Here is a 23,783-nt window from a genome sequence, read left to right as displayed (position 1 = left end):
ATTCCAGTAAAAAATCTGCATTTTTGAGGCATGATCTCCTTTCCGAATGCCAAAATCAATCTGGGATTAAATGTCCTTCGTAAACGACCCGATGGTTATCACGATATCGACAGTGTTTTTTATCCGGTTGACTGGAAAGATGTTTTAGAGCTGGTTCCTTCCACGAAAGATGCAAGTTCATTTCATTATTCCGGACTTCACATTCCGGGTGAATCAACGAATAATTTACTGGTAAAAGCACTCGCTCTTCTGCAACAAAATTATTCCATTCCTGCAGTAGAAGTTTATTTGCACAAACTGATTCCGATGGGCGCCGGTTTAGGTGGGGGAAGTTCTGATGGTGCATTCATGATTAAAGCGCTCAATGAATTGTTTTCACTGCAATTATCCATTGAAGAAATGGAAAAATTTGCAGCACAATTGGGAAGTGATTGTCCGTTTTTCATTCGTAATCTTCCTGCACATGTGGAAGGCAGAGGCGAGCGGATGTCGACCATTGAGCTCGATCTTTCCTCTTATTCCATTTACCTTACCAATCCAAATCTTCATATTGGAACGGCAGAAGCATATTCCGGAATTCAACCATCGGTACCCGCTTATTCAAGTCTTCAAATCGTTCAACAATTCCCTATTGGCGAATGGAAAAATTATTTGAAAAACGATTTTGAGATCAGCGCATTTTCCAGGTTTCCCGATTTAAAATCCGATAAAGAAATGCTTTATGAAATGGGAGCCATTTATGCGTCCATGACAGGTAGCGGAAGTACTTTATTCGGGATATTTCCCCATAAAAATCCGGATGTTTCCGATTATTTTGAGGCTAAAAATTATAGTGGAAAGTGGTCCTGATTATTTCTGTGCCATCCTGTAAAGCGGAATGGTTAATAACAGAAAAATCACATTCGGTATCCACACCGCAATCGAGGGATTTAATCCTGCATTGGTAGCCGCCACGGTGGTGATTTTCATACTGAAAATATAACTGACCGCCATCAACATTCCAATGGCAATATTTAATCCCATCCCTCCTCTGGTTTTTCTTCCAGCAACACTTACGCCAATAAGCGTTAAAATATAGGCGGCAATGGGATACGAAGTACGCAAATGCAATTCGATTTCCGAAAACACCACTTTTGCACTTCCTTTTGCTTTTTCCTCGGCAATGAAACGGCGCAATTCCGGTGTGGTCATGGAGGATGCAAATTCGTTGCGGTAACCCAAATCTTTGGGCGCAAAATTAAAGACCGTATCCACTTTATCACCTCTCAAAATGGAGTCGTGATCATCACCCAGGTATCGGGTGAAATAAAAGGTTAAGGTCCATTTTGCCTGCAGCGTATCATAATATGCCCGTTGTGCATTCATGACACTTTTCAGCTCGCCGTCTTCCCATTTTTCCATGCAAAATCCGTCGAGGTATCCATAGTGGTTATTATTGAAATATACGATCACTCCCTTTTCCACTTCGCGGTGGATATTGACGAGCGACAATAAATTGTGTGCGTATTTCTCTTCGAATTCCAGTCGTACTTTATTGGATTTCGGCAGTACAAAATGATTGAGAAAAATGGAGGAAATCACTAAAAATGATGCAGCGAGCATAAAGGGGCGCAACATCCGGTTATAAGAAACGCCACTGCTTAAAATTGCAATTAGTTCATTGTTGTTGGCCATTTTTGAAGTGAAATAAATGACCGAAATAAATATGATGAGGAAACTGAATTGATTGCCATAGAAGAATACAAAATTCATATAGTAATCGAAAATCAGTTCGTTTACCGGAGCGCCGAAATTGATAAAGTCATCTACTTTTTCCGCAAAATCGAACACAATCGCTATCGACATGAGCATGGTCATGATAAAGAAGAATGTCCCGAGGAACCTTCTCATGATATAGCGATCGAGTTTATTGATCATAAACGATTTTTCAGCTTCGGAATCATAGCATTTTTCCAGGTGGTGAAATCGCCATCTATAATATGACGGCGTGCTTCTCCCACCAGCCAGAGATAAAAGGCCAGATTATGAATACTTGCAATTTGAGCCGCGAGCATTTCACCGGCAATGGTGAGGTGACGTAAATAGGCCCGTGTATAGAATTGGTCGACATAAGCCGTTCCGTTGGGATCGATCGGACTTAAATCGTCTTTCCACTTTTCGTTGCGGATATTTATTATTCCTTCACTGGTAAACAACATTCCATTGCGTGCATTACGGGTAGGCATTACGCAGTCGAACATATCCACACCCAAAGCAATCGCTTCAAGTAAGTTGACCGGAGTTCCGACTCCCATTAAATAACGTGGTTTATCGGCCGGAAGTATTTCACAAACCTGCTCGGTGTGTTTGTACAGTTCTTCTTCGGGCTCACCAACCGATAATCCCCCAATCGCATTTCCTTCGCGGTTAAACGATGCAATGGTTTCGGCAGAGCGCTTACGCAGATCCTCGTAAACCGAACCCTGTACAATGGGAAATAAGGTTTGCGAATATCCATACAAGGGTTCTGTTTGATCAAACCGTTCGCAACAACGTTTTAACCAGCGATGAGTCATTTCCATGCTTTGTCGCGCATATTCATACTCGCAGGGATAGGGCGTGCATTCATCGAAAGCCATTATGATATCTGCTCCGATTTTACGCTGAATATCCATTACTTTTTCCGGACTGAACAAATGTTTGGATCCATCAATATGAGAGCGAAAAGTAACCCCTTCTTCTTTGATTTTGCGGTTATCGCTTAAAGAGTAAACCTGATATCCGCCGCTATCGGTTAAAATAGGTCCATCCCAATGCATAAAACGATGCAATCCCCCCGCCTTTTCGAGCAGACCTAGTCCTGGACGTAAATACAAATGATAGGTATTGCCCAATATAATTTTAGCGCCGATATCTTCTTTTAATTCACGCTGGTGTACGGCCTTTACCGAACCTTGTGTACCCACAGGCATAAAAATGGGTGTAGGAATGTCCCCATGATCAGTTCTGACCATTCCTGCTCTTGCTTTTGATCCGGGATCCTTGGCTTGTAGTTCGAATTGCATATTGTTGAAAAATTCTGCAAGGCCAAAGATAACAACTATTTGAGATTGGTACTTTTGTCCGATTTTGCTTCTATACCGAATCCAAGATGGGACTTCCAGAAATTTTACTGATTGTTTTTTCGACAGCTCTTTTTATTCAGTTGTTGTTCTTTTTCAATTGGTTTGGACGATTAGCCTTTTCGCGTACCAAGAAAGAATCGCTTCGTCTTGATCCGGTTTCCATTATTATTTGCGCCCGTTCGGAGTCGAGCAAGCTCATTGAAAACCTCCCTTATATCTTCGATCAGGATTATCCCGATTTTGAGGTGGTGGTAGTGAATGATCGTTCGTGGGACGATACCAAAGAAATTCTAAAAGCCTTTCAGGTGAAGTACAGCAATCTGAAAGTGATCAACATTGAAGAATCCAATCACGAGCATTATGGTAAAAAAATGGCGCTCACCATTGGAATTAAGGGTGCAAAAAACGAGTGGTTACTGCTAACGGATGCCGATTGTAAACCGACTAGCGTTAACTGGATACGGGAAATGATTGAAAGCCGGAAAGAGGATTCGGAAGTGGTGTTGGGATATAGTCCGTACAGCAGAGAAAAAGGAATGCTCAACAAGCTGATTCGTTTCGATACCTTATGGGCCGGGATGCAATATTTATCCATGGCAAAAGCCGGAATTCCGTATATGGGGGTAGGTCGCAATCTGATGTACAAAAAGGAAGTTTTTTTCAGAGTGAGCGGATTTAAAAAGCATTATCATATTTCGAGTGGCGATGATGATTTGTTCATCAATGAAGCGGCAAAAAAGAAAACAACGGTAATCATGCCGGAGCCCGGTGCGCACATCGTTTCCATGCCCAAACAGCGGTTTATCGATTGGTTTCGCCAGAAGAAACGTCACTTTACCACTGCCCCGCACTATCGCTTTTTGCACAAGCTGATGCTCCTGTTGTTTCCGATTAGTTTCCTCATTTTAGTGATTTCGGCGATTATCCTACTTGTTTTGAACAAATACATCTTAATTATTTTGGGACTTTTATTCCTTCGGCTGGTGGTTCAAATGGTTATCTTTAGCCGATCGATGCGTAAGCTGGGGGATAAGGATTTATTGTTATGGGTTCCTGTTTTTGAATGGGTCCTGTTAGTTCTTCACCCGGTGATACACATTTCGAATAAATTTGTGAAAGCAGACAAATGGAATTAGAAGAAGGCTACGAAAACCTGTCGGACAAAGCCCGATATGATTACCAACTGGTATTAAAAGCCAGGGAAGGTGAGCAGGCGGCATTTGCCGAATTGATGGATCGTTACCGCGACTCCATTTATTTCATGCTGCTGAAAATGGTGAACAACAAAGACGATGCGGATGATTTAACCATAGAAGCCTTTGGTAAAGCATTTAACCGTTTGGATTTGTACACACCCAATTTTGCATTTTCTACCTGGTTATTCAAAATTGCTTCGAACAATTGCATCGATTTTATCCGCAAGAAAAAGAAAAATACTTTGTCGATCGACTCCGCAATTTCGGGCGACGATGGAGATGAAATGTATATCGATTTAAAATCGGATGCACTGGATCCGGAGGAAACGGCCATAAAACAACAGAAAGAAAAACTGATGCGCGATGTGGTGCAGAAATTAAAACCACGTTATCGTCAGTTAATCGAAATGCGTTATTTCCAGCAATTAGCTTATGAAGAAATTGCAGAGCAACTGGATTTACCATTGGGAACCGTAAAAGCACAATTATTCCGTGCGCGCGATTTACTCTTTCAGATTCTGAAGAATTCGAAAGATAAAATCTGAATTCCTTTTTATTTCATTCCCTCATCGAGAAAATCACCCAACGCTTTTCCAGCTTTGTAATGATCCATTAATTGTTTATCGAGATCAGCAGCCAGAATTGTTTTTGCCGGAAGCATCGCGCCCCAATAGAAATTTTTCGCAGCCAGCATGGGTAATTCTTCTGCCGCTTTTTTTATCTCGCCACTTAAACGCGAATTTCCATCACCTTGAATTCCACCATAAGTATCGGTGAATTTTTTGGCAGAAATTAATTTCTTAAAGGTCTTTTTCTCCCTTACGATATATTCACGCAAACGGTGTAAAGTCGGCGTTTCAATAAAATAAGCTCCCTGATAAATCTGAATTCCCTCCGGAGATAATTGAAAATAAAATCCGGAAACATCCGGCATCTTTTTTCCTGCATGAGAAATGGCTGCTGCCATGTGCATTTTATAGGGATATTTATCTTTTGAAAAACGAATATCGCGGTTAATCCGGAAGATCGATTCTGAAGCGCTTACTTTAACACGCGGATCTGCTTTGGAAATTCCTTCGATCATTTTTTCCGTAAAGGCTCTGAATGGTTTTTTTACAAATTCTTCATAGCGATCGCGATTGGCATCGAACCAATCTTTATTGTTATTGGGTGCTAACTCAATAAAAAACTTACTGAATTCCTTGCTGAAATAGGCCGACATAGCTCAAATGTTTTCTTGAAAATAATCATTTCAGAAACGTTCCTTACTTTTAACCTAAAATTTTTAAGATGGATCCGATTTCTAAAGCAACCGCAATTGTGGATTTAATGTATAACAAGGATCCCTATAGTCAATGGCTGGGAATAGAACGCATTGAGGATGGTCCCGGAATTTCGGTGTTGAGGATGAAAATCAGAGCAGAAATGCTGAATGGATTTTCCATTGCGCATGGAGGACTCACCTATTCACTGGCCGACAGTGCATTGGCTTTTGCTTCGAATTCGCATGGAAGAAAATGTGTAAGTGTAGAAACTGCCATTTCTCATTTAGCTCCAGTGCATGAAGGCGACATTCTGACAGCGCGCGCTGTTGAAAAAAATATCTCGAATAAAATAGCATTGTATGAAGTGGACATTACCAATCAAAATGGTAAACTTGTAGCCTCTTTCCGGGGCACTGTTTATCGCACTTCTCAGGAATGGTTACAGATTTAGAAATCTCACTTCGGCGAAAAAAAAATAGTTTATGAAAGACGCATTTATTGTTGATGCTATCCGTACTCCGATCGGAAATTTTGGTGGAACATTATCCGCTGTTCGCACAGATGATTTGGGTGCTTTTGTTTTGGCAGAATTAATTCAACGCAATCCATCCTTAGATCCTGCTTTAATTGAAGATGTGATTATGGGTTGTGCAAACCAGGCTGGTGAGGACAACCGGAATGTTTCGCGTATGGCACTTTTATTGGCAGGATTACCTTACACCGTTCCCGGTGAAACCGTAAACCGTCTCTGCGCATCGGGGATGTCGGCCATTATCAATGCCAGTCGGGGAATACAATCCGGCAATGGAGATATTTATATTGCAGGTGGCGTAGAAAATATGACGCGTGGTCCATGGGTGATTTCCAAAGCATCGGGAGCATTTGGTCGTGATCAGCAAATGTATGATACCAGTTTCGGATGGCGTTTTATTAATCCGAAAATGCAAAGCATGTATGGAACGGATGGCATGGGAGAAACTGCTGAAAATTTAGTTGATCTCTACAAAATAGAACGAGAGGCACAAGACGCTTTTGCCATGTGGTCGCAACAAAAAGCAGCTGCTGCAACAGCAAATGGAAGACTGGCACAAGAGATTGCAGCAGTTTCCATTCCACAACGAAAAGGATATCCACTATTATTTTCTTCCGACGAATTCATAAAGGCCAATACCAATATGGAATCATTGGGAAAATTGCGTCCCGCATTTCGTAAAGATGGAAGTGTAACAGCAGGTAATGCTTCCGGATTGAACGATGGAGCTGCTGCCATGTTGCTTGCATCGGAAGATGGTTTAAAGAAAAACAATCTGAAACCTATTGCACGAATTGTATCATCTGCCGTTGCAGGTGTTGAACCTCGCATAATGGGGATTGGTCCTGTTTACGCCTCTCAAAAAGCACTGGAGCGTGCGGGATTAACTTTAGATCAAATCGATATTTTGGAATTAAACGAAGCCTTTGCCGCACAGGTTTTATCCTGTACGCGTGCAATGGGTCTTGCCGATAATGATCCGCGCATTAATCCCAATGGAGGAGCTATTGCTCTTGGTCATCCACTGGGAATGAGTGGAACCCGTATTGTGCAAACTGCTGCAATTGAATTGCAACGTACCAATAAAAAATATGCATTATGTACGATGTGTATTGGTGTTGGACAAGGCTATGCTGTTATTATTGAAAAAATCTGACCATTGGTTACCGGTCAATAGTTCATACATCACTATCAAAAATCTATTTTATGAGTATGCTTAAAACATTCGAAGACCTCGATGTGTATAAGAAGTGCAGAGAGTTCAGACAAGAGATTTCAAGTCTTGTTAAATCATTACCACAAACCGAAAATCACAAATTACAAAGTCAGTTATTACGTTCATCGCGCGCTGTAACCAGTGCCATTGCTGAAGGATTCGGACGTTTTCATCATTTGGAAAACATTCAGTTTTGTCGCCAATCGCGTGGTTCCTTAATGGAAACGCTGGAGCATTTGATCATAGCCCACGACGAAGGTTATATTACTGAAAACACACTCGATGATTTCAGAAACAAACATGCTGAGTGCATGAAAATTTTAAATGCTTATATTTCTTATCTGAAGAAAACGAAAAACCGTGCGTTCGAAAGTGCGCCGGCTACTCCTTATCTCCAGGAACCCGTTTATTAATTCAATTATTCCGAAACTGACCGGTAACCAATTGGTCGGAATTAAATTTTGAAACGATGATTTACGAATTCAATGGATTTATTCCCGTAGTGCACGAAAGCTCTTTTGTGCATCCGCAAGCCTGCGTAACAGGAAACGTCATCATCGGAAAAAATGTATATGTTGGTCCCGGAGCTGCCATTCGCGGCGATTGGGGAATGATAATCATTGAAGATGGCTGCAACATTCAGGAGAATTGCACCATTCACATGTTTCCCGGCGTTACCGTTCATTTAAAAGAATCGGCGCATATTGGTCACGGTGCCATTATTCACGGCGGTGTAATTGGTAAAAATTGCTTAATCGGAATGAATGCGGTGGTGATGGATAATGTCACCCTCGGTGATGAATGCATTGTTGGCGCTCTTACTTTTATTCCTGCAGACAGCACTTTTCCGGCTCGTCAACTTATTGTAGGAAATCCTGCACGGGTTGCCAAGGAAGTTTCCGACGATATGATCAATTGGAAAAGCAAGGGAACTAAATTGTATCAGCAACTTCCTTCGGAATTGTATGCCAGTCTCAAACCCTGCGAACCACTGAGGGAAATAGAAGCGAACCGTCCGAAACAAGAAGCGATGTACCGCACCTGGAACGAAATTAAAAAGCAATAACTGATGAAGGTCAGTTCCTCTTTGTGACTTCAATCACTGTATATACATCAATTGTACTGCTCTTTTGAATCGTTAACCACAAACTCAAAAAAAATGAAACAAAACGTAGGAAACATCGATCGCGTAGTACGCATCCTTGTTGCAGTAGTATTTGCTGTACTTTATTTTACCCACTCGGTTGAAGGAACACTTGGTTTGGTTCTTCTTATTCTTGGGGCTGTATTTGCTTTGACGGCTTTGGTTGGATTTTGTCCTTTGTACCTGCCGTTTGGAATTAGCACCTGCAAAACGAAGAAGTAATCTTATTTGAAATAAAAAAAGCGTCGCACTTTAATGGTCGATGCTTTTTTTTTTGGAGTTCGAAGTTACAATGAATTTGAATTCCTCTATTTTTTTACTGAAAACAGAACTTTGAGCAGATTTTGCCACTATTAATATATTGAAGAATAGTCAAAAAATATCTATTTAAATGCAGTAAAAACGATTCCTTGTGCAAAATTATAATCCAACATTAGGATCATTGATCAGGATTGCGTATCGCGGGTGTGTTTAAGGTTAGCAAGCAGGGTTGTCCTGCTCCAGTTGATTTTCTTTTCGAATTTCATCTTGCGGGCAGGACAATCTTTTATTTCACAAATTGCGCAGGAGTCATCGGTACAGGGGTCGGTATGAATAAAAAACTCCACATCATTCTGCGCTTCGGATTCAATGATTTTAGCCATCTCCTCTATTTGATGATGCGCCATTTTTAAATCGATGTACCAGGGTAGCGTTACGTGACTATCGATATGATACGTTGTTCCGTATTTAATCACACGAAGATTATGTACATCAATCCAGTTCTCTTTTCGGTTGCGGTTTAAAATTTCAAGCATTTCATCAATCACCTCCAGGTCTGCTTCATCCATAATACCGGCGAGTGATTTCCGAACAATTTTTCCTCCCATAAATACAATAACACTTCCCATTACAATCGCAATGGCTGAATCGAGCCATAAGATGTCGGTCAAAATAATCAACAACAAACCGGCGATCATTCCTGCAGACGTATAACCATCACTTTTTAAATGCTGACCACTCGCTACCATGGCCAGTGAACGAACTTTTCTTCCTCTTTTTTCAAGAACAACACCAAATAAATAATTAGCAGCACCGGTAGCAACGGACAAATAAATCCCAAGATCGAGCGATGAAATTTCGGCGGGATAAAATAAATTGTAAATGGACTTTGCTATAATCGACAATCCCGCCAGCAATATCAGCGCACCTTCGAAGCCTGCAGAAATAAATTCAATTTTTCCGTGTCCATAAGGATGATCTTCATCTTTTGGTCGTGCCGATAACCACAAGGCAAACAAAGCAAAACCACCTGCCAGTACATTAACGATACTCTCCAGTGCATCGGTTAAAATGGTATTGGATCGGGTTAAGTACCATGTAAAGAATTTTATACCCATAAGTACAAAACCCAAGGTGAGAATCAGGAATTGGAGTCGGACATTATCGCGCTTTACACTCATGGTGCCAAAATACTTTAATCCTTTTACATTCGATTGAACTTTTGGTAAAAATCTATGTTTATATTTAGAAAAAACTGCTGATTATGCAATACAAACTTTTTGGGAAAAGCGGTCTACGCGTTTCGGAGTTGTGTTTAGGTACAATGACCTTTGGCGAAGAATGGGGATATGGTGCTAATAAAGAGGAAAGTCGAACCATTTTTAATTCCTTTTTGGAAGCCGGAGGGAATTTTATTGATACTGCCAACCGTTACACCGAAGGAACCAGCGAAAAATTCATTGGCGAATTTGTGAAGGAAAGTCAACGCCGGGATGAATTAGTCATAGCTACTAAATGTACCTTATACACCCAGTCGGGAAGGATTAACGATTCGGGAAATCACCGGAAAAGTCTCGTTCAAAATCTGGAAGGAAGTTTAAAACGACTCCAGCTCGATTATGTTGATATGCTTTACATCCACGCATGGGATTTTACAACGGCAGAAGATGAAGTAATGCGGGCTTTGGATGATTTAGTCCGTTCGGGAAAGGTGCTGTATATCGCTGTATCGGATACACCGGCCTGGATGATTGCGCGAAGCAATGCGATTGCCGAATTAAAAGGATGGAGTCGTTTTGCAGGTATGCAGGTGGAGTACTCGCTCATCACCCGTGATGCAGAACGCGATTTACTTCCATTGGCAAAATATACAGATATGGGAGTTACGGCATGGGCTCCATTGGCAGGTGGTGCATTAACCGGAAAATACCTCGGCAATAATCAGGATCCGAAACGACTCAAAGAAGGCTCTAAGCGATTAAACGAAAAAAGCATGTCCATTGCAGAAACCGTTGTAAAAATTGCCAATGAAAACAACTGTGCACCTGCTCATGTGGCATTAAACTGGGTGCGCAAAAATAAAGCTTCTGTAATTCCGATTATTGGGGCTAGATCCGCCAAACAATTTCAGGAAAGTCTTCACTGTTTAAATCATTCCATTTCGGATGAACAGATGCAGGAACTAAATTCCGTAAGTGAAATTGAATTGGGATTTCCGCATGACTTTTTAAAACAGGACGGCGTAAAAACCGTAATGTATGGTGGACTCTATGATAAAATTGATCGTTCGAATCTGAAATTGTAATTCAGATTCGAACTTCATTTATTTCACTTTTCGCAATGGTCTTTTAACGAACGTAATCCTTTTTCGTAGTCGGGACCAATAAACTTCTCCATCATTCTACCGAAAATACGCGCAATGGGATTCATTCCATTGTCAGATTCAAAATCCCAGGTTACTTTACAAGTTCCACTGCCATTGTCTTCAAGAATAAAACAAGCAATAGCCGTTCCTCTTCCTTTAAATGCAATTTTGGTATCTACCTTTTTCCCCTCTTTCACTTCAATAATTTCCATGGTTCCTTCTCCTACTTTTTTTGGATCTCCCGACCAGAAATAACGAGCGCCTAATCCTTTTTCACTTCCCGAAAATTCCTGTTTCATGTTGGGATCTAATTTGGACCAGGGCGACCAATTGCCAACGAAATTTTTCAAATCGATCATTTGCTCCCAGATCACCTCCGGTGAAGCTTTTATTTCAATGCTGCGATGTAAACGTGCGTAACGCGGAGATAAAAATCCGAATAAAACAATCAGGACAATCAGCGACCCGATGATAATTAAAGCAGTAATCATGATTTTTGGTTTTGGTACAACCAAAATAGAAAAAATACAATCAGGTTTTCTGCTTTTTCTTTTTTGCAGCAGGAAAAAGAATGTTATTCAGAATTAAGCGATACCCCGGCGAATTGGGATGCAGACTTAAATCGGTTGGAGGATCGCCGACATAGTGACGATAATCTTCGGGATCGTGTCCGCCATAATAGGTCCAGGTTCCTTTTCCATAGGTTCCGTGCACATAACGCACCGTTCCGAATTGTTTGCTTTCACCCATAATGGTGGCGCTACTCTTTACAAACTTTTTGAGGAAGTCGGTGGTTTGTCCCATAAATCCGGGAACAATGGCGGTGTGATTTTGGCAGAGCATGGTGGGCACAATATCCCATTTGGCTGAGAATTCAAAAAGGGTAAACACATCCTGCGATTCGGGAAGATTATGCAGAGTAGAACCATCGATATCCGAAAATTCATAAATCATCGGATCCATCGTTAATCGGAAATTTTCGAAACAGAATGTCCGGTTATAATCCAGTTTACTTTGCGCATTCGGATCCTGACCATCGCCATCGTACATGGGTCCGCAAATATCAACGCCATCTGCAGATAATGCAATATCAAACGAATCCGTACCGGAGCACATGGTGAAGAGGAATCCCCCATTCGCTACGTATTGTTTTATACGCAAGGCAACACCCAGTTTTAATTCTGAAACTTTATTAAAACCAAGAAATTTTGCCATCGCTTCCGTTTCCCGTTGCTGATTTTGATACCAGGCGGCATTTCGGTACTGGGCATAAAATTTTCCGTACTGACCCGTAAAATCTTCGTGGTGCAAATGCAACCAGTCGTATTTCGTAAGTGCTCCGGTAACTACGGCTGAATCGTAAATCTGATCGTAGGGAATTTCCGCATAGGTCATGACCATGGTAACCGCATCATCCCAGGGTTGATGTCCTTTAGGAGCATACACTGCTATCTTCGGTGCTTTCTCCAGTTTTACCACTTCCATGTTCACTTCCGGATCAGCAATTTCATTGCGGATGGATTGTGCGCGGGAATCAACAATCACTTCATACGAAACGCCACGGATTACACATTCTTCTTCGATGGTCTTGATATAAGGAAGCAGAAAACTACCTCCTCTGTAATTAAGCAGCCATTCTATTTCGAGGTTATTGGCTAAAACCCAATAGGCGATTCCGTAGGACTTCAAATGATTCTTTTGTTTCTCATCCATCGGCACCATGATAAAATTGGAACGGGCGATCTGAGAAAACAGCATTAACACCAGGAGAAAAAATCCTGAAGTTAATTTTCTGTTCATCGTATTATTTATGGAAGCAAGCATGGTGTATTAAAACGAAAAATTATGCCAAATGTTGCTTAGAACGGATCCGGTTCAAATCCACCAGGCTTCATGGGACCAAAACCAATATCAAAGTCTTCATCATCGTTCAGATCATCCATCTTACTCCGTTTAATCACGTTAGTAGTTGGGGTTTTCTGTCCGGTACCGCCATCGAAGTCGGTATTAGGCATCATGTTATTGGCAGCGTAATTATCTTCGAACTGGAAGGAATCGAGATTATCGAATTTGGCGAATTGTCCAACGAATTTCAATTGCACATTTTCCAGTGAACCATTACGGTGTTTTGCAATAATGATTTCACCCACGCCGTGAAGTGATTGTCCTTTTTCATCTTCCGTGATACCGTAGTATTCGGGACGGTAAATAAAGCAAACGATATCCGCATCCTGTTCAATTGCACCCGATTCACGAAGGTCAGAAAGCATCGGACGTTTATCGCCTCCACGTGTTTCCACCGAACGGGAAAGCTGCGAAAGTGCAATAACCGGAACATCCAATTCTTTGGCAATGGATTTTATACTTCTCGAAATCGTAGAAATTTCCTGCTCGCGGTTTCCTTTTCCTTCACCACCGGCCGTCATTAATTGCAGGTAGTCGATAATGATTAATTTAACTCCATGCTGCCCCACCAACCGGCGCGCCTTTGCACGCAATTCGAAAATGGAAAGTGCCGGGGTATCATCAATAAAAATCGGTGCTTCCGATAATTTTTTAATGCGCGAATGCAATTGTTGTAATTCATGCTCTGCCAGATTTCCCTTACGTAATTTATCGGCAGGCAATTCAGTTTCGGAAGCAATCAAACGATTCACCAACTGCAGGGCCGACATCTCCAGCGAGAATACGGCAACCGGTTGATTAAATTGAACCGCAGTATTTCTGGCCATCGATAAAACGAAAGCGGTTTTACCCATACCCGGACGAGCAGCAATAACTACCATGTCGGAACGTTGCCAGCCTGAGGTAACACGATCCAGTTCCGTGAATCCGGTTGGAACACCACTGATACCATCCATATGTCCTTTGGCCTTTTCAATTTCATCAATGGCCTGAAGGATTAATTTATCCATCGATTCATAATCGCGACGAATATTTCCCTGGGTAACTTTATACAATTCACCCTCGGTGGCATCCATTAAATCGAATACATCAGTAGTTTCTTCATAAGCATCCTTAATGGTCTCCGAAGAAATACGAATGAGTTCACGCAAAATATGTTTCTGAGAAATAATCCGCGCATGGTATTCCACATTGGCTGCAGAAGCAACGCGATTGGTTAATTGAGAAATATAAAAGGGACCTCCAACAATATCCAGTTCACCCTTCTGGCGCAATGTTGCCGTTACAGTGAGAATATCGATTGGTTGCGACTTCTGAAATAATTCAGTAATGGCTGCAAATATTTTTTGATGCGCTTCTTTGTAAAAGGATTCGGGTTTTAAAATATCGATCGCATCATTTACTGCATTTTTCTCCAGCATCATGGCACCCAACACGGCCTCCTCCAAATCCAAAGCCTGAGGAGGTAATTTTCCACCATCCACATTTATAGTACCAATGCTCTTCGGACGAGAGGCTCCTCTGCGCTGTTCTGTTTTTATATCTTTCTGTTCATCCATAGCCCAAAAATATCGTTCAATCAGCAACGACTTCGTTCATAAATTTTTTGTTTCTGAAAAGCTTTTAACAGAGCTTATCAACAATTGTTGATTACCCAACGACTAAACCAGCCTTCATTCGTCACAAAATCTGTAGTCGCATCAGGAACGTAAGTCTAAAAATACAACAAAATCCGCTATTTTAGATACATGAAATGGAAATCACACGGTATCAGCCTCTGCCTCCTGGCAAGCACAGTCCTGATTTCCTGTTCCAAGCATAAGGACGAACAGGCACCGGTGGTGATAATACATGGTCCCGGCAACCTTAGTTCCTACCAACTCCCCGCTTCTATTCCGGTAGATGTGGAGATTCGGGACGATCAATCGATTGAAGAATTCAGCATTTCTATTTACAATTCACAAGGTGAAACCGCTTTTCGTGAAATCTGGCAACCCGGACAAAAAGAAATCAGAGAGACTTTCTCCTGTGCAGTGAACGGGCTATACCTTTCCTCCGGAACCTACACATTAAAAGTTTCCGCCAGCGATGGGGTAAATAGTTCTTCTGCATACGGACAATTACAACTCATCGAAATCCCAAAAGCGTTAGAAGCGATCCATGTCCTTTGTTACGGTCAATCGAATCCTGAAATTTTTCGTTTGGACAACGGGACGTTTATTTTTGAAAAATCGATTCCACACGCCATTAAATCGGCCTATATCTCCAATGCATCGCATCAAATTGCCGTACACCCTGTTTCCGGATTTCCCGTACAGGCCTTCCATACTTCCACCTTTGGTGATGCATTTCAGTTGCTGTACCAAAATATAGGTGCCACCGAGTATTTTCAAAGCATGAATTATTCCGGTGAAGAAACTGCTTTATGGGTAGCATTCGGCAACCAACAGATGCGTGCTTATAATGGAGAAGGAAATATCGAAAACACCATCAGTCAACCAGCCAATCGCGTAACAAAAAAAATGATTGCGGGTGGTCGCACACTTTTGTGTGATGAAGAAAACACAAGCAACGGCAATCACTATTTGAGTGCTTACAATCTCAATACAGGATTAACCTTTTTCTCGACTTCCATAAGCGGTGAAGTAATGGATGGACGATTGTGCACCAATGGAAAATTTATTTTGTTTATCAATGAAAACACAACTTCTGCGGTTTATGAATTTGATCCTGATCAATCGATACTCAGTTTAAAACACAACCTGGCTTCAGGCAGAGTCCTCGAATTGACTGCAATCGATTTTGATCTCAGCTGTCTGGCGCATGAAAACGGAATTTTGCTTTACAGTTATCAAAACAACATTTCCGGATTTTTCAATAACAGCATTCAAATCCAACACATTGCATTCGATCCGGTGAATGAAGAAATTCACACCGGTAACAATAAAAGCTATTCGGTTATCGACTACACCAATGGAGCCATCCTGCAGCAATACACCTGCAGCGATACAATCCGAAAAATTTTATTGGAATTCAATAAATAAATCGGATTTTCGTTATACCAGATATCATCATCTTGCTATGAAAACAATACTTCCCCTGTTCTTATCCTTCCTGCTTATTCAACCTGCTTTGGCCCAGGAAGAAGGGAATCCCGATTATGTGGAATACGAAAAGAAAAAAGAAGAAGCCAAGAAAGAAAAAGAATCCGAACTGGATGGTTATTCATTTGCAGAACGTTGCTATTGGGGAGGAAACCTGGCCGGATCTTTAGGCACCTATGGAAATTACCTCGATGTCAGTCCGATTTTCGGATATAATCTGAGTCCGCGGTTATCTGCCGGTATCGGATTAACCTATAAATATTTTAGCGGAATAAATCCATATTACGGTATAAGCTACAGCACTTCCGTTTACGGAGGAAGTATTTTTGCCCGTTATTTATTGGGGAATTCTTTCTTGTTACAAGGTGAATTAGAAACACTGAATACCGAAGCCTGGAACGACCTGAAACAAAAATTCGAACGCAAATTCATTCCCGTTGCATGCGCCGGAATCGGTTACCGCGGCGATATGGGCTATAATTCCTACTCCTACTTTTTACTGATGTACGATTTTATTCAGGACCGCGATTCGCCCTACCCCTTCTCGCCTTTAATTATTAAAATCGGAATGGTGTTCCCTATCAAATCTCCGGAATAGATCGCACTAAATCGTTTTGGAGGAAAAGAAATCAACATTTCGTCCACTTACAACCATTTCTATTGACTTACAAGCTTACGGATTCTATTTTTGCGTCCTCAGCTTGCCTATGAAAAGAACAATTTTCCTTTTTGCATTTTTGCAAATCACGTTGTTTGGTTTTTCCCAACAACAGCTTTTAACCAATGAAAACGCCGCTGTAAATTTCGATGCCGTTTATCAATCGCATCCGGAAATTCCTAGAGGAATACTCGAAGCGGTGGCATGGAACAATACACGAATGCATCATATTGACGCCAATGAAGCAGAAAGTTGCATGGGCATTCCCAAAGCATGGGGTATAATGGGACTCACCCTCGATGGCAAAAACTATTTCAGAGAAAATTTATTGTTGGTTAGTCAACTCTCCGGCTATTCTGCCGAGCAAATCATTACTTCACCGCAATGGTGTGTTGATGCGTATGCAAAAGCATATTCAGCAATTTTAAATCAGAAAAAAAAATCGAATAAGAATAAAGTCCAACCATTCAATGCAGAACTTCATGCTGCTGTCCTTTACGAATTATCGGAAATCCCCGATTCAGGAATGGTCAATCACTTAGCACGCGAAATTCAGGTTTATCAGATATTTTCATTCTTAAACGATGTCAATAAAGCACAGGAATTTCATTTCACGCCCTTTCAGATTAATCTTGAAAAACATTTTGGCGACAACTACAAAATTTTATCTGCGCGAAAAATCATCTTCGAAGAACATGCCATCACCAATGAAATGGGTGAGCCATACCAGGTGACTCAAAAAAATCTGAGAAGTACGGAATATGGTCCAGCTATTTGGACACCCGCCCCAACTTGCAATTACAGTTCTAGAAACGGAACGGCGATTTCTGCCATTACCATTCACACCGTGCAGGGAACTTATGCCGGAGCAATTTCCTGGGCACAAAACTGTGCATCGAGTGTCAGCTATCACTATGTAGTTAGATCGAGCGACGGACAAATAACTCAAATGGTAGCCGAAGCCAATAAAGCATGGCACGTAGGTTCAGAAAATCCGTACACCATCGGTTATGAGCACGAAGGGTATGTGAGTCAAACCGGATGGTACACCACTGCCTTATACAACGCCTCCGCAGATCTCAGTCGCGATATCTGCAATTCGGGATACGGAATTCCACCTTTGAGAACCTATTATGGTCCCTCCTCCACCGGTACCAACACACTGGGCGGATGTACCAAAATTAAAGGTCACCAACATTTCCCCAATCAAACACATACCGATCCGGGAATAAACTGGGATTGGGAATTGTATTATCGTTTAATCAATAATGCGCCGACCATCACCTCGGTGACAAGCAGCAGCGGAAATTTTTACGACAGCGGCGGAGCGGGAAATAATTATTCCGACGACGAACGAAAAATTACAGTGATACAACCCAGCGGAGCAACATCCGTTACGCTCACCTTTACCGCATTCAATATTGAAGCCAATTGGGATTACATGTACATCTACAATGGAAACAGCATCAATGCTCCTCTCATTGGCGTTTATACAGGAACCACATCACCGGGAACGGTGACCGGCAATACGGCATTAACCATTGAATTCAGAAGTGACTGTTCTACCACGCAAAGCGGATGGGCAGCGAGTTGGACCTCTAATGCAACTCCTCCACCTCCTACCGATAATATTGCGCCGAGTACCAATGTGATAGTGAATAACACCTGGCAAACACAAAATTTTACGGTGAACTTTACCGATCAGGACAATGTGGGAGGAACCGGAATTGAAAAATCATATTATCAAGTGATCGATTATGACGGAAGTGATTGGAGAGCAAATGCAGACAACGGATTTTTCTCTGATAATTTTGATTTACCGAATATCCATGCCGACTGGTTTACCATGAGTGGAAACTGGAATATTGTAAACGGAGAATTAGTGCAAAGCGATCAAACCAATGGCAATACAAATATGTATGCTTATTTGAATCAATCATTATCGAATCGTTATCTCTACCACTGGGCAGGAAAAATGGATGGCACAGGAACTAACCGCAGAGCAGGATTGCATTACTTCTGCGATGATGCCACATTAAGCAACAGAGGAAATTCTTATTTCGTTTGGTTTCGTCTCGATAACGACAAAGTACAATTGTACGATGTAGTAAATGATGTATTCACGTTGGTGGATGAAGTCCCATTTAATTTTAACGCCAATCAGTGGTACGATTTCAAAGTCATTTACGACCGCATTACCGGAAAGCACACGGTTTACATTGACAATGCACTCGTACAAACCTGGACCGATGCTACACCACATGTAACGGGCGATTATATTTCCTTTCGCAGTGGAGAATGTATTTACACGGTAAACAATCTTAAAATTTATCGTTCAAGAGCAAGTTCCGCATTAGTAACGGTAGGTACAAGCGGCGATTTGCGTTATCAAAATCAGGATCCGCTTACTCCTGCCGGAAGAATTAAATCGATTGTTGCAGACAATGCCGGAAATTTAAGCGCAATTACATGGCAGGATGTCAATGTAGACTGGACCGCTCCTTCTGATGTGAGTAATGTAAATGATGGTCCTGCCTCCGATATCGACATCAGCACCAATGCCAATGAATTACAAGCGAACTGGAGCAATTCATTCGATCAGCATTCCGACGTTGCACGATACTGGTATTCGGTAGGAACAAGTGCAGGTGCAACTGATGTATTAAACTGGACCGATAATTTCTGGTATGATACCGTTCGCATTCAGGGCTTAAGTCTCAATTATGGCAGCACCTATTTTGTAAATGTAAAAGCAGAAAACGGAGCAGGATTAATTTCAGGAGTTGTAAGTTCCGACGGTGTACTAATACAAACACCAAGCAATCCACCGCACGCCAATTATGTAAATGGCAACACCTTTATTTGTGCCGGTGAACAAATTCACTTTCAAAATAATTCCAGCGATGCAACAACATTTAGCTGGACCTTTCAAAATGGATCACCATCCAGCTCCACACAAACTCATCCGGATATTTCCTATTCTGTTTCCGGAACCTATACCGTACAATTGATTGCAACAGGTCCGGGTGGAGCAGACACCTTAATTTCGAGCATCAACGTGGATGTATCGCAACCTGTTATTGCAGATTTTGCAGTAACCGATACAACGGTTTATCTTCCGAATGCTTTTGTAGGATTTACCAATTTAAGTTCAAATGCAAATGGTGCAACTTGGGATTTTGGTGATGGAAACGGAAATTCAGGAATGAATCCCTGGCACATCTACACAAATTCCGGAGATTATGTTGCCGTTCTTATCAGTGTAAACAATGCTTGTCCGGCCGATACCGCACAAAAAATAATTCATGTAATCGGAACAAATGCCATTGATGAAACTGCTTTATCCAACTTCACTATTGTTCAGCAATTGAACCAGATTATGATCAGCACCAACAACCAGCACCTGCTTAAAAAAATTGATCTGTACAATATGGAAGGTCAACTCATCTCCACTTACGTCCTCCCTTCTACTTCCGCCATCATCCATACCTCTGCAATTTCTGCCGGTGTGTATGTATTGCGATTGGAATCTGACAATGAAATTTTCATTCAAAAAATACTGATCAGTGATCATGAATAACGTTTTATTGCGATCGTTTTTCCTTGCAGGAATAATGCTGCATGCTTATTTTTCCCATGCACAAATCAGTATCCACCAGGAAGAATCTGAGCTTCATTCACAAGCCGGACTCAGCGCTGAGGATTATGAAATTGCGAATCAGCCGCTCGCTAAAGACCGAATAAATCATGCCGCCTGCAATTTGAATAAAGTTGTTTACGGATGGCATCCCTATTGGAGTAATGGATTACAAAGCAATTACGATTGGAGTTTGCTCTCGCATTTATGTTATTTCAGCTATGAACTGGATGCCTCAACAGGAAATGCCATCAGTACACATAGCTTTTCCACTGCACAAGCCGTTACCGATGCACTTGCCAATGGTGTGCGGGTAGATTTATGCGTTACATTATTTTCCAACCACGCTACATTTCTTACCAATACAAGTGCAAAACAAACGCTCATCAACAATCTCATTTCATTGATTTCATCACGCGGTGCGCATGGCGTAAATATCGATTTCGAGGGATTACCCGCTGCTCAGGCAACGAACTTCCGGAATTTTATGAATGATTTGTCCAATCAAATGCACGCTGCCATACCCGGATCACAAGTCAGCACCGTATTGTATAGTGTCGATTGGAACAATGCATTGGATGTAGCCAATATGTCGGCTGTCGATTATTTTATCATCATGGGTTACGATTATTATTACAGCGGTAGTACAACTGCCGGTCCCAATGATCCCTTATACCAATTCAGCACCAGCTACAATTATACCTTATCGAAAAGTGTTACGTATTATCTCGACAAAGGCGTTCCAACGAATAAATTAGTATTAGGACTTCCCTATTACGGAAGAGAATGGGCAACTTCTTCCAATGCCATTCCATCATCTGCAACTGCAAGCGGAGTTAGCCGAACATTTACCTATGTAAAAACCAATTCAAGCGGATTTTATTCTACCGCCAATCGTCATTTCGAAAACGAAAGTATTTCTGCGGCCTATGTGTTTAATAATTCCGGATGGCGACAATGCTTCATCACCGAAGGAAATGAAATGGAAAAACGATTGGATTTTATTAATAAACGCGGCATTGCAGGAATGGGAATCTGGGCATTAGGTTATGATGACGGATACAATGATTTCTGGAACGCCATTGCCAATTATTTTACCGATTGTTATTCCTCTCCATGTTCAGATACCTTAACCGATATCGGAGGAGGACGGTTTAAAAATTATTACGACAAAGAAAATTACACCTACACCATTAGTCCACCCAACGCCACCTCCATTACACTTACCTTCTCCTCCTTTAACCTCGAAAACAATTACGATTTTTTATATGTGTACGATGGTCCAACCACAGCTTCACCTCAGGTGAGCGGATCTCCATTTACAGGCACAAGCATTCCTGCGGCAATTACGAGTAGTGGTGGACATCTCACCTTAAAATTTACTAGTGATGGCGCAACTACAGCACCGGGATTTGTAGCCACCTATCAATGCACGCAGGATAATATTAATCCCGTTACTCAGATTCAATCCATCAATGGCTGGAAGACTTCTAATTTCAATTGTAATTTTACCGATACAGATCAGGGATCAGGTGTGAATCAAAAATTCTGGCAGGTGATGGATAATAACGGCAGCGAATGGCGGGCCAATGCCACACACGGATTTTTCAACGACAACTTCGATGTTGCCATCAACAGCGAATGGACCAATCAAAGTGGAATATGGAATATTACCAGTGCACGACTTAATCAAAGCGACGAAGCGCAGGGAAATGGAAATTTATACACCTCGCTTACACAAGATGCCACTCATGCTTACCTCTATCACTGGCAAGCCAATATGGGAGGAAGCGGAAATAACCGTCGCAGTGGATTGCATTTCTTTTGCGACAATCCTTCATTGACCAATCGCGGAAATTCTTATTTCGTTTATTTCAGGGTGGATAATAACAAATGCCAGATTTACGAAGTGGTGAATGATGTCTTTACCTTAATGACCGACGATGATTTCACCATTGCTCCTTCCACCTGGTACGATTACAAAATTACTTATGATCCATCTACCGGCGAGATTAAAGCCTATGTCAATAATGTCCTTGCTTCTCAATGGACAGATCCATCTCCTTTACAAAGCGGAAATTCAATTTCCATCCGAACCGGAAACACGAATGTATTGTTCGACGATTTAAAAGTATATAAAAGTCGTAGCGCCAATGAATCAATTACCATTGGAAATGTTTCCTCCATGGTCAGATATCAGAACAATGGTCCTGCAAATCCCTCCTGCCGTATTCGTTCCATCATAAATGATCATGCCAACAACTGGAGTAATTCTGTTTCGCAGAATGTAAATATTGACTGGACACCCGGTTCTAATCCCGCATTTGTGAATGAAAGCATCAGTTCAGATATCGACACCACCAATGAAAATTTAAGCAGAAGTTGTAATTGGGGCGTAGCAAACGATGCGCATTCAGGAATAAGTTATTATGAACATAGTATAGGATTAAGTCCTGGCGATTCGAGTGTGCATAGCTGGTCCAACGCAGGAAATGCCTTAAACGACACCATTACGGGCCTTCTGCTCAATTACGGAACCACCTATTATGTGAATGTACGATCGGTTAACGGAGCGGGACTAAAATCGACCATCAGCAGTTCCGACGGATTTATTGTTCTTCAACCAGCCGATCCGGCGATTGCAAGTTTCATTGGAGGAAGTATTCAAACCTGTTCATCCGATTCCTTACAACTGTTCAACACCTCTACACTCGCCAACGGATTTTATTGGTCGCTCCCCGGCTTATCCCCTTCCAGCAGTACATCCACTCACCCAAATGTGATGGTTCCTTCTACCGGAAATTATACAATTACCCTGATTGCATTAGGAGCCGGCGGAAATGATACCTTAACGCAGAACGTAAATATTACGTTGGTCGATCCGGTTACGGCAAGCTTTTCGGTCAATGCAACAACCTTGTATTTACCCAATGCATTTTTGGCACTGCAAAACACCAGCAACAACGCAACATCTTATTATTGGGATTTTGGCGACAGCACTTTTTCTTCAGACAGCGATCCCTGGCACGAATTCACGCAGTCGGGCATCTATGATGTTTGGCTATATGCATCCAACGGTGTTTGTCCCGACGATTCAAGCCTGATAAGTATTACCGTTCTTGATGCCACCCAAGTGGAAGAAAATTCCAACCAAATTCAATTCAGCATTTATCCGAATCCCGCCACTGAGTTGGTAACGATCCGAAACAACAATGCTGTAAAATTTGATGTAGAACTTTACAGCATAGAAGGAAAACTGGTTATTGGGAAAAACAATATCACGGAAAAAAACTATGTGATTCAGGAACAACTGGCAAAAGGGATTTACCTGTTGAACATCAAAACAGAACATTCTTCGCAGCAGTTTAAATTAATCATCGAATAATGCCAGTAGTT

Annotated in this window: 20 protein-coding genes; 13 read left to right on the top strand and 7 right to left on the bottom strand. The window is 41.6% G+C overall.

The window, feature by feature from the left end:
- Positions 1-30: 30 nt before the first annotated feature.
- The gene (gene ispE / locus K1X56_01700; GenBank protein MBX7093404.1) at positions 31-849 is read left to right on the top strand and encodes a 4-(cytidine 5'-diphospho)-2-C-methyl-D-erythritol kinase; all 819 of its coding nucleotides are present in this window, start codon (positions 31-33) and stop codon (positions 847-849) included.
- On the opposite strand, the gene K1X56_01695 is transcribed toward ispE, so the two are convergent.
- The gene (locus K1X56_01695) at positions 850-1,890 is read right to left on the bottom strand and encodes an LptF/LptG family permease (protein MBX7093403.1); all 1,041 of its coding nucleotides are present in this window, start codon (positions 1,888-1,890) and stop codon (positions 850-852) included.
- 23 nt (positions 1,891-1,913) lie between these two features.
- Positions 1,914-3,044, bottom strand: a complete 1,131-nt coding sequence (gene tgt / locus K1X56_01690; protein ID MBX7093402.1) for a tRNA guanosine(34) transglycosylase Tgt — start codon at positions 3,042-3,044, stop codon at positions 1,914-1,916.
- 86 nt (positions 3,045-3,130) lie between these two features.
- Between tgt and K1X56_01685 the strand changes: the two genes are divergently transcribed.
- Positions 3,131-4,240: a glycosyltransferase gene (locus K1X56_01685; protein MBX7093401.1), complete on the top strand. Its 1,110-nt coding sequence runs from the start codon at positions 3,131-3,133 to the stop codon at positions 4,238-4,240.
- Positions 4,231-4,845, top strand: coding sequence for a sigma-70 family RNA polymerase sigma factor (locus K1X56_01680; protein ID MBX7093400.1), 615 nt, complete (start codon positions 4,231-4,233; stop codon positions 4,843-4,845). Before K1X56_01685 ends, K1X56_01680 begins: the two co-directional genes overlap by 10 nt.
- Positions 4,846-4,853: 8 nt before the next feature.
- On the opposite strand, the gene K1X56_01675 is transcribed toward K1X56_01680, so the two are convergent.
- Positions 4,854-5,522, bottom strand: coding sequence for a DUF2461 domain-containing protein (locus K1X56_01675; protein MBX7093399.1), 669 nt, complete (start codon positions 5,520-5,522; stop codon positions 4,854-4,856).
- 68 nt (positions 5,523-5,590) lie between these two features.
- On the opposite strand from K1X56_01675, the gene paaI reads away from it, so the two are divergent.
- The 5 genes from paaI (at position 5,591) to K1X56_01650 (ending at position 8,679) form a co-directional block, all read left to right on the top strand.
- Complete coding sequence (gene paaI / locus K1X56_01670; GenBank protein MBX7093398.1) at positions 5,591-6,016, top strand: hydroxyphenylacetyl-CoA thioesterase PaaI; 426 nt, start codon at positions 5,591-5,593, stop codon at positions 6,014-6,016.
- A 31-nt stretch (positions 6,017-6,047) separates the two neighbouring features.
- Positions 6,048-7,253 (top strand): 3-oxoadipyl-CoA thiolase, encoded by a 1,206-nt coding sequence (gene pcaF, locus K1X56_01665; protein MBX7093397.1) that lies wholly within the window; start codon positions 6,048-6,050, stop codon positions 7,251-7,253.
- 50 nt (positions 7,254-7,303) lie between these two features.
- The gene (locus tag K1X56_01660) at positions 7,304-7,726 is read left to right on the top strand and encodes a four helix bundle protein (protein ID MBX7093396.1); all 423 of its coding nucleotides are present in this window, start codon (positions 7,304-7,306) and stop codon (positions 7,724-7,726) included.
- A 56-nt stretch (positions 7,727-7,782) separates the two neighbouring features.
- Positions 7,783-8,379 (top strand): transferase hexapeptide repeat family protein, encoded by a 597-nt coding sequence (locus K1X56_01655; GenBank protein MBX7093395.1) that lies wholly within the window; start codon positions 7,783-7,785, stop codon positions 8,377-8,379.
- 93 nt (positions 8,380-8,472) lie between these two features.
- On the top strand, positions 8,473-8,679 hold the full coding sequence (locus K1X56_01650; protein MBX7093394.1) for a DUF2892 domain-containing protein: 207 nt from the start codon (positions 8,473-8,475) through the stop codon (positions 8,677-8,679).
- Positions 8,680-8,903: 224 nt separating this feature from the next.
- Here K1X56_01650 and K1X56_01645 read toward each other — a convergent pair whose 3' ends face one another.
- Positions 8,904-9,899 carry a cation diffusion facilitator family transporter gene (locus K1X56_01645; protein ID MBX7093393.1) on the bottom strand — a complete coding sequence of 332 codons (996 nt, stop codon included), beginning with the start codon at positions 9,897-9,899 and terminating at the stop codon, positions 8,904-8,906.
- Positions 9,900-9,982: 83 nt separating this feature from the next.
- On the opposite strand from K1X56_01645, the gene K1X56_01640 reads away from it, so the two are divergent.
- On the top strand, positions 9,983-11,023 hold the full coding sequence (locus K1X56_01640; GenBank protein ID MBX7093392.1) for an aldo/keto reductase: 1,041 nt from the start codon (positions 9,983-9,985) through the stop codon (positions 11,021-11,023).
- A gap of 23 nt (positions 11,024-11,046) precedes the next feature.
- Here the strand turns inward: K1X56_01640 and K1X56_01635 are convergent, their stop codons facing one another.
- The 3 genes from K1X56_01635 to dnaB all read right to left on the bottom strand — a co-directional run bounded on the left by K1X56_01635 (position 11,047) and on the right by dnaB (position 14,547).
- Entirely contained in the window at positions 11,047-11,574 is a 528-nt protein-coding gene (locus K1X56_01635; protein MBX7093391.1) for an SRPBCC family protein, read from the bottom strand.
- A gap of 40 nt (positions 11,575-11,614) precedes the next feature.
- On the bottom strand, positions 11,615-12,841 hold the full coding sequence (locus K1X56_01630) for an asparagine synthetase B (GenBank protein ID MBX7093390.1): 1,227 nt from the start codon (positions 12,839-12,841) through the stop codon (positions 11,615-11,617).
- Positions 12,842-12,942: 101 nt separating this feature from the next.
- Positions 12,943-14,547 carry a replicative DNA helicase gene (gene dnaB, locus K1X56_01625; GenBank protein ID MBX7093389.1) on the bottom strand — a complete coding sequence of 535 codons (1,605 nt, stop codon included), beginning with the start codon at positions 14,545-14,547 and terminating at the stop codon, positions 12,943-12,945.
- A 189-nt stretch (positions 14,548-14,736) separates the two neighbouring features.
- On the opposite strand from dnaB, the gene K1X56_01620 reads away from it, so the two are divergent.
- From K1X56_01620 to K1X56_01605, 4 genes are all read left to right on the top strand, one after another.
- Complete coding sequence (locus tag K1X56_01620; protein ID MBX7093388.1) at positions 14,737-16,032, top strand: hypothetical protein; 1,296 nt, start codon at positions 14,737-14,739, stop codon at positions 16,030-16,032.
- 37 nt (positions 16,033-16,069) lie between these two features.
- Entirely contained in the window at positions 16,070-16,690 is a 621-nt protein-coding gene (locus K1X56_01615) for a hypothetical protein (protein ID MBX7093387.1), read from the top strand.
- Between the two features lie 109 nt (positions 16,691-16,799).
- Positions 16,800-20,330, top strand: a complete 3,531-nt coding sequence (locus K1X56_01610) for an N-acetylmuramoyl-L-alanine amidase (GenBank protein ID MBX7093386.1) — start codon at positions 16,800-16,802, stop codon at positions 20,328-20,330.
- Complete coding sequence (locus K1X56_01605; protein MBX7093385.1) at positions 20,323-23,772, top strand: T9SS type A sorting domain-containing protein; 3,450 nt, start codon at positions 20,323-20,325, stop codon at positions 23,770-23,772. Before K1X56_01610 ends, K1X56_01605 begins: the two co-directional genes overlap by 8 nt.
- Positions 23,773-23,783: the final 11 nt, after the last annotated feature.

Source organism: Flavobacteriales bacterium (genome assembly GCA_019694795.1).
Taxonomy (GTDB): domain Bacteria; phylum Bacteroidota; class Bacteroidia; order Flavobacteriales_D; family UBA2798; genus UBA2798.
The sequence above is the reverse complement of the archived record's forward strand: the minus strand, read 5'-3'. Positions and strand labels throughout refer to the sequence as shown.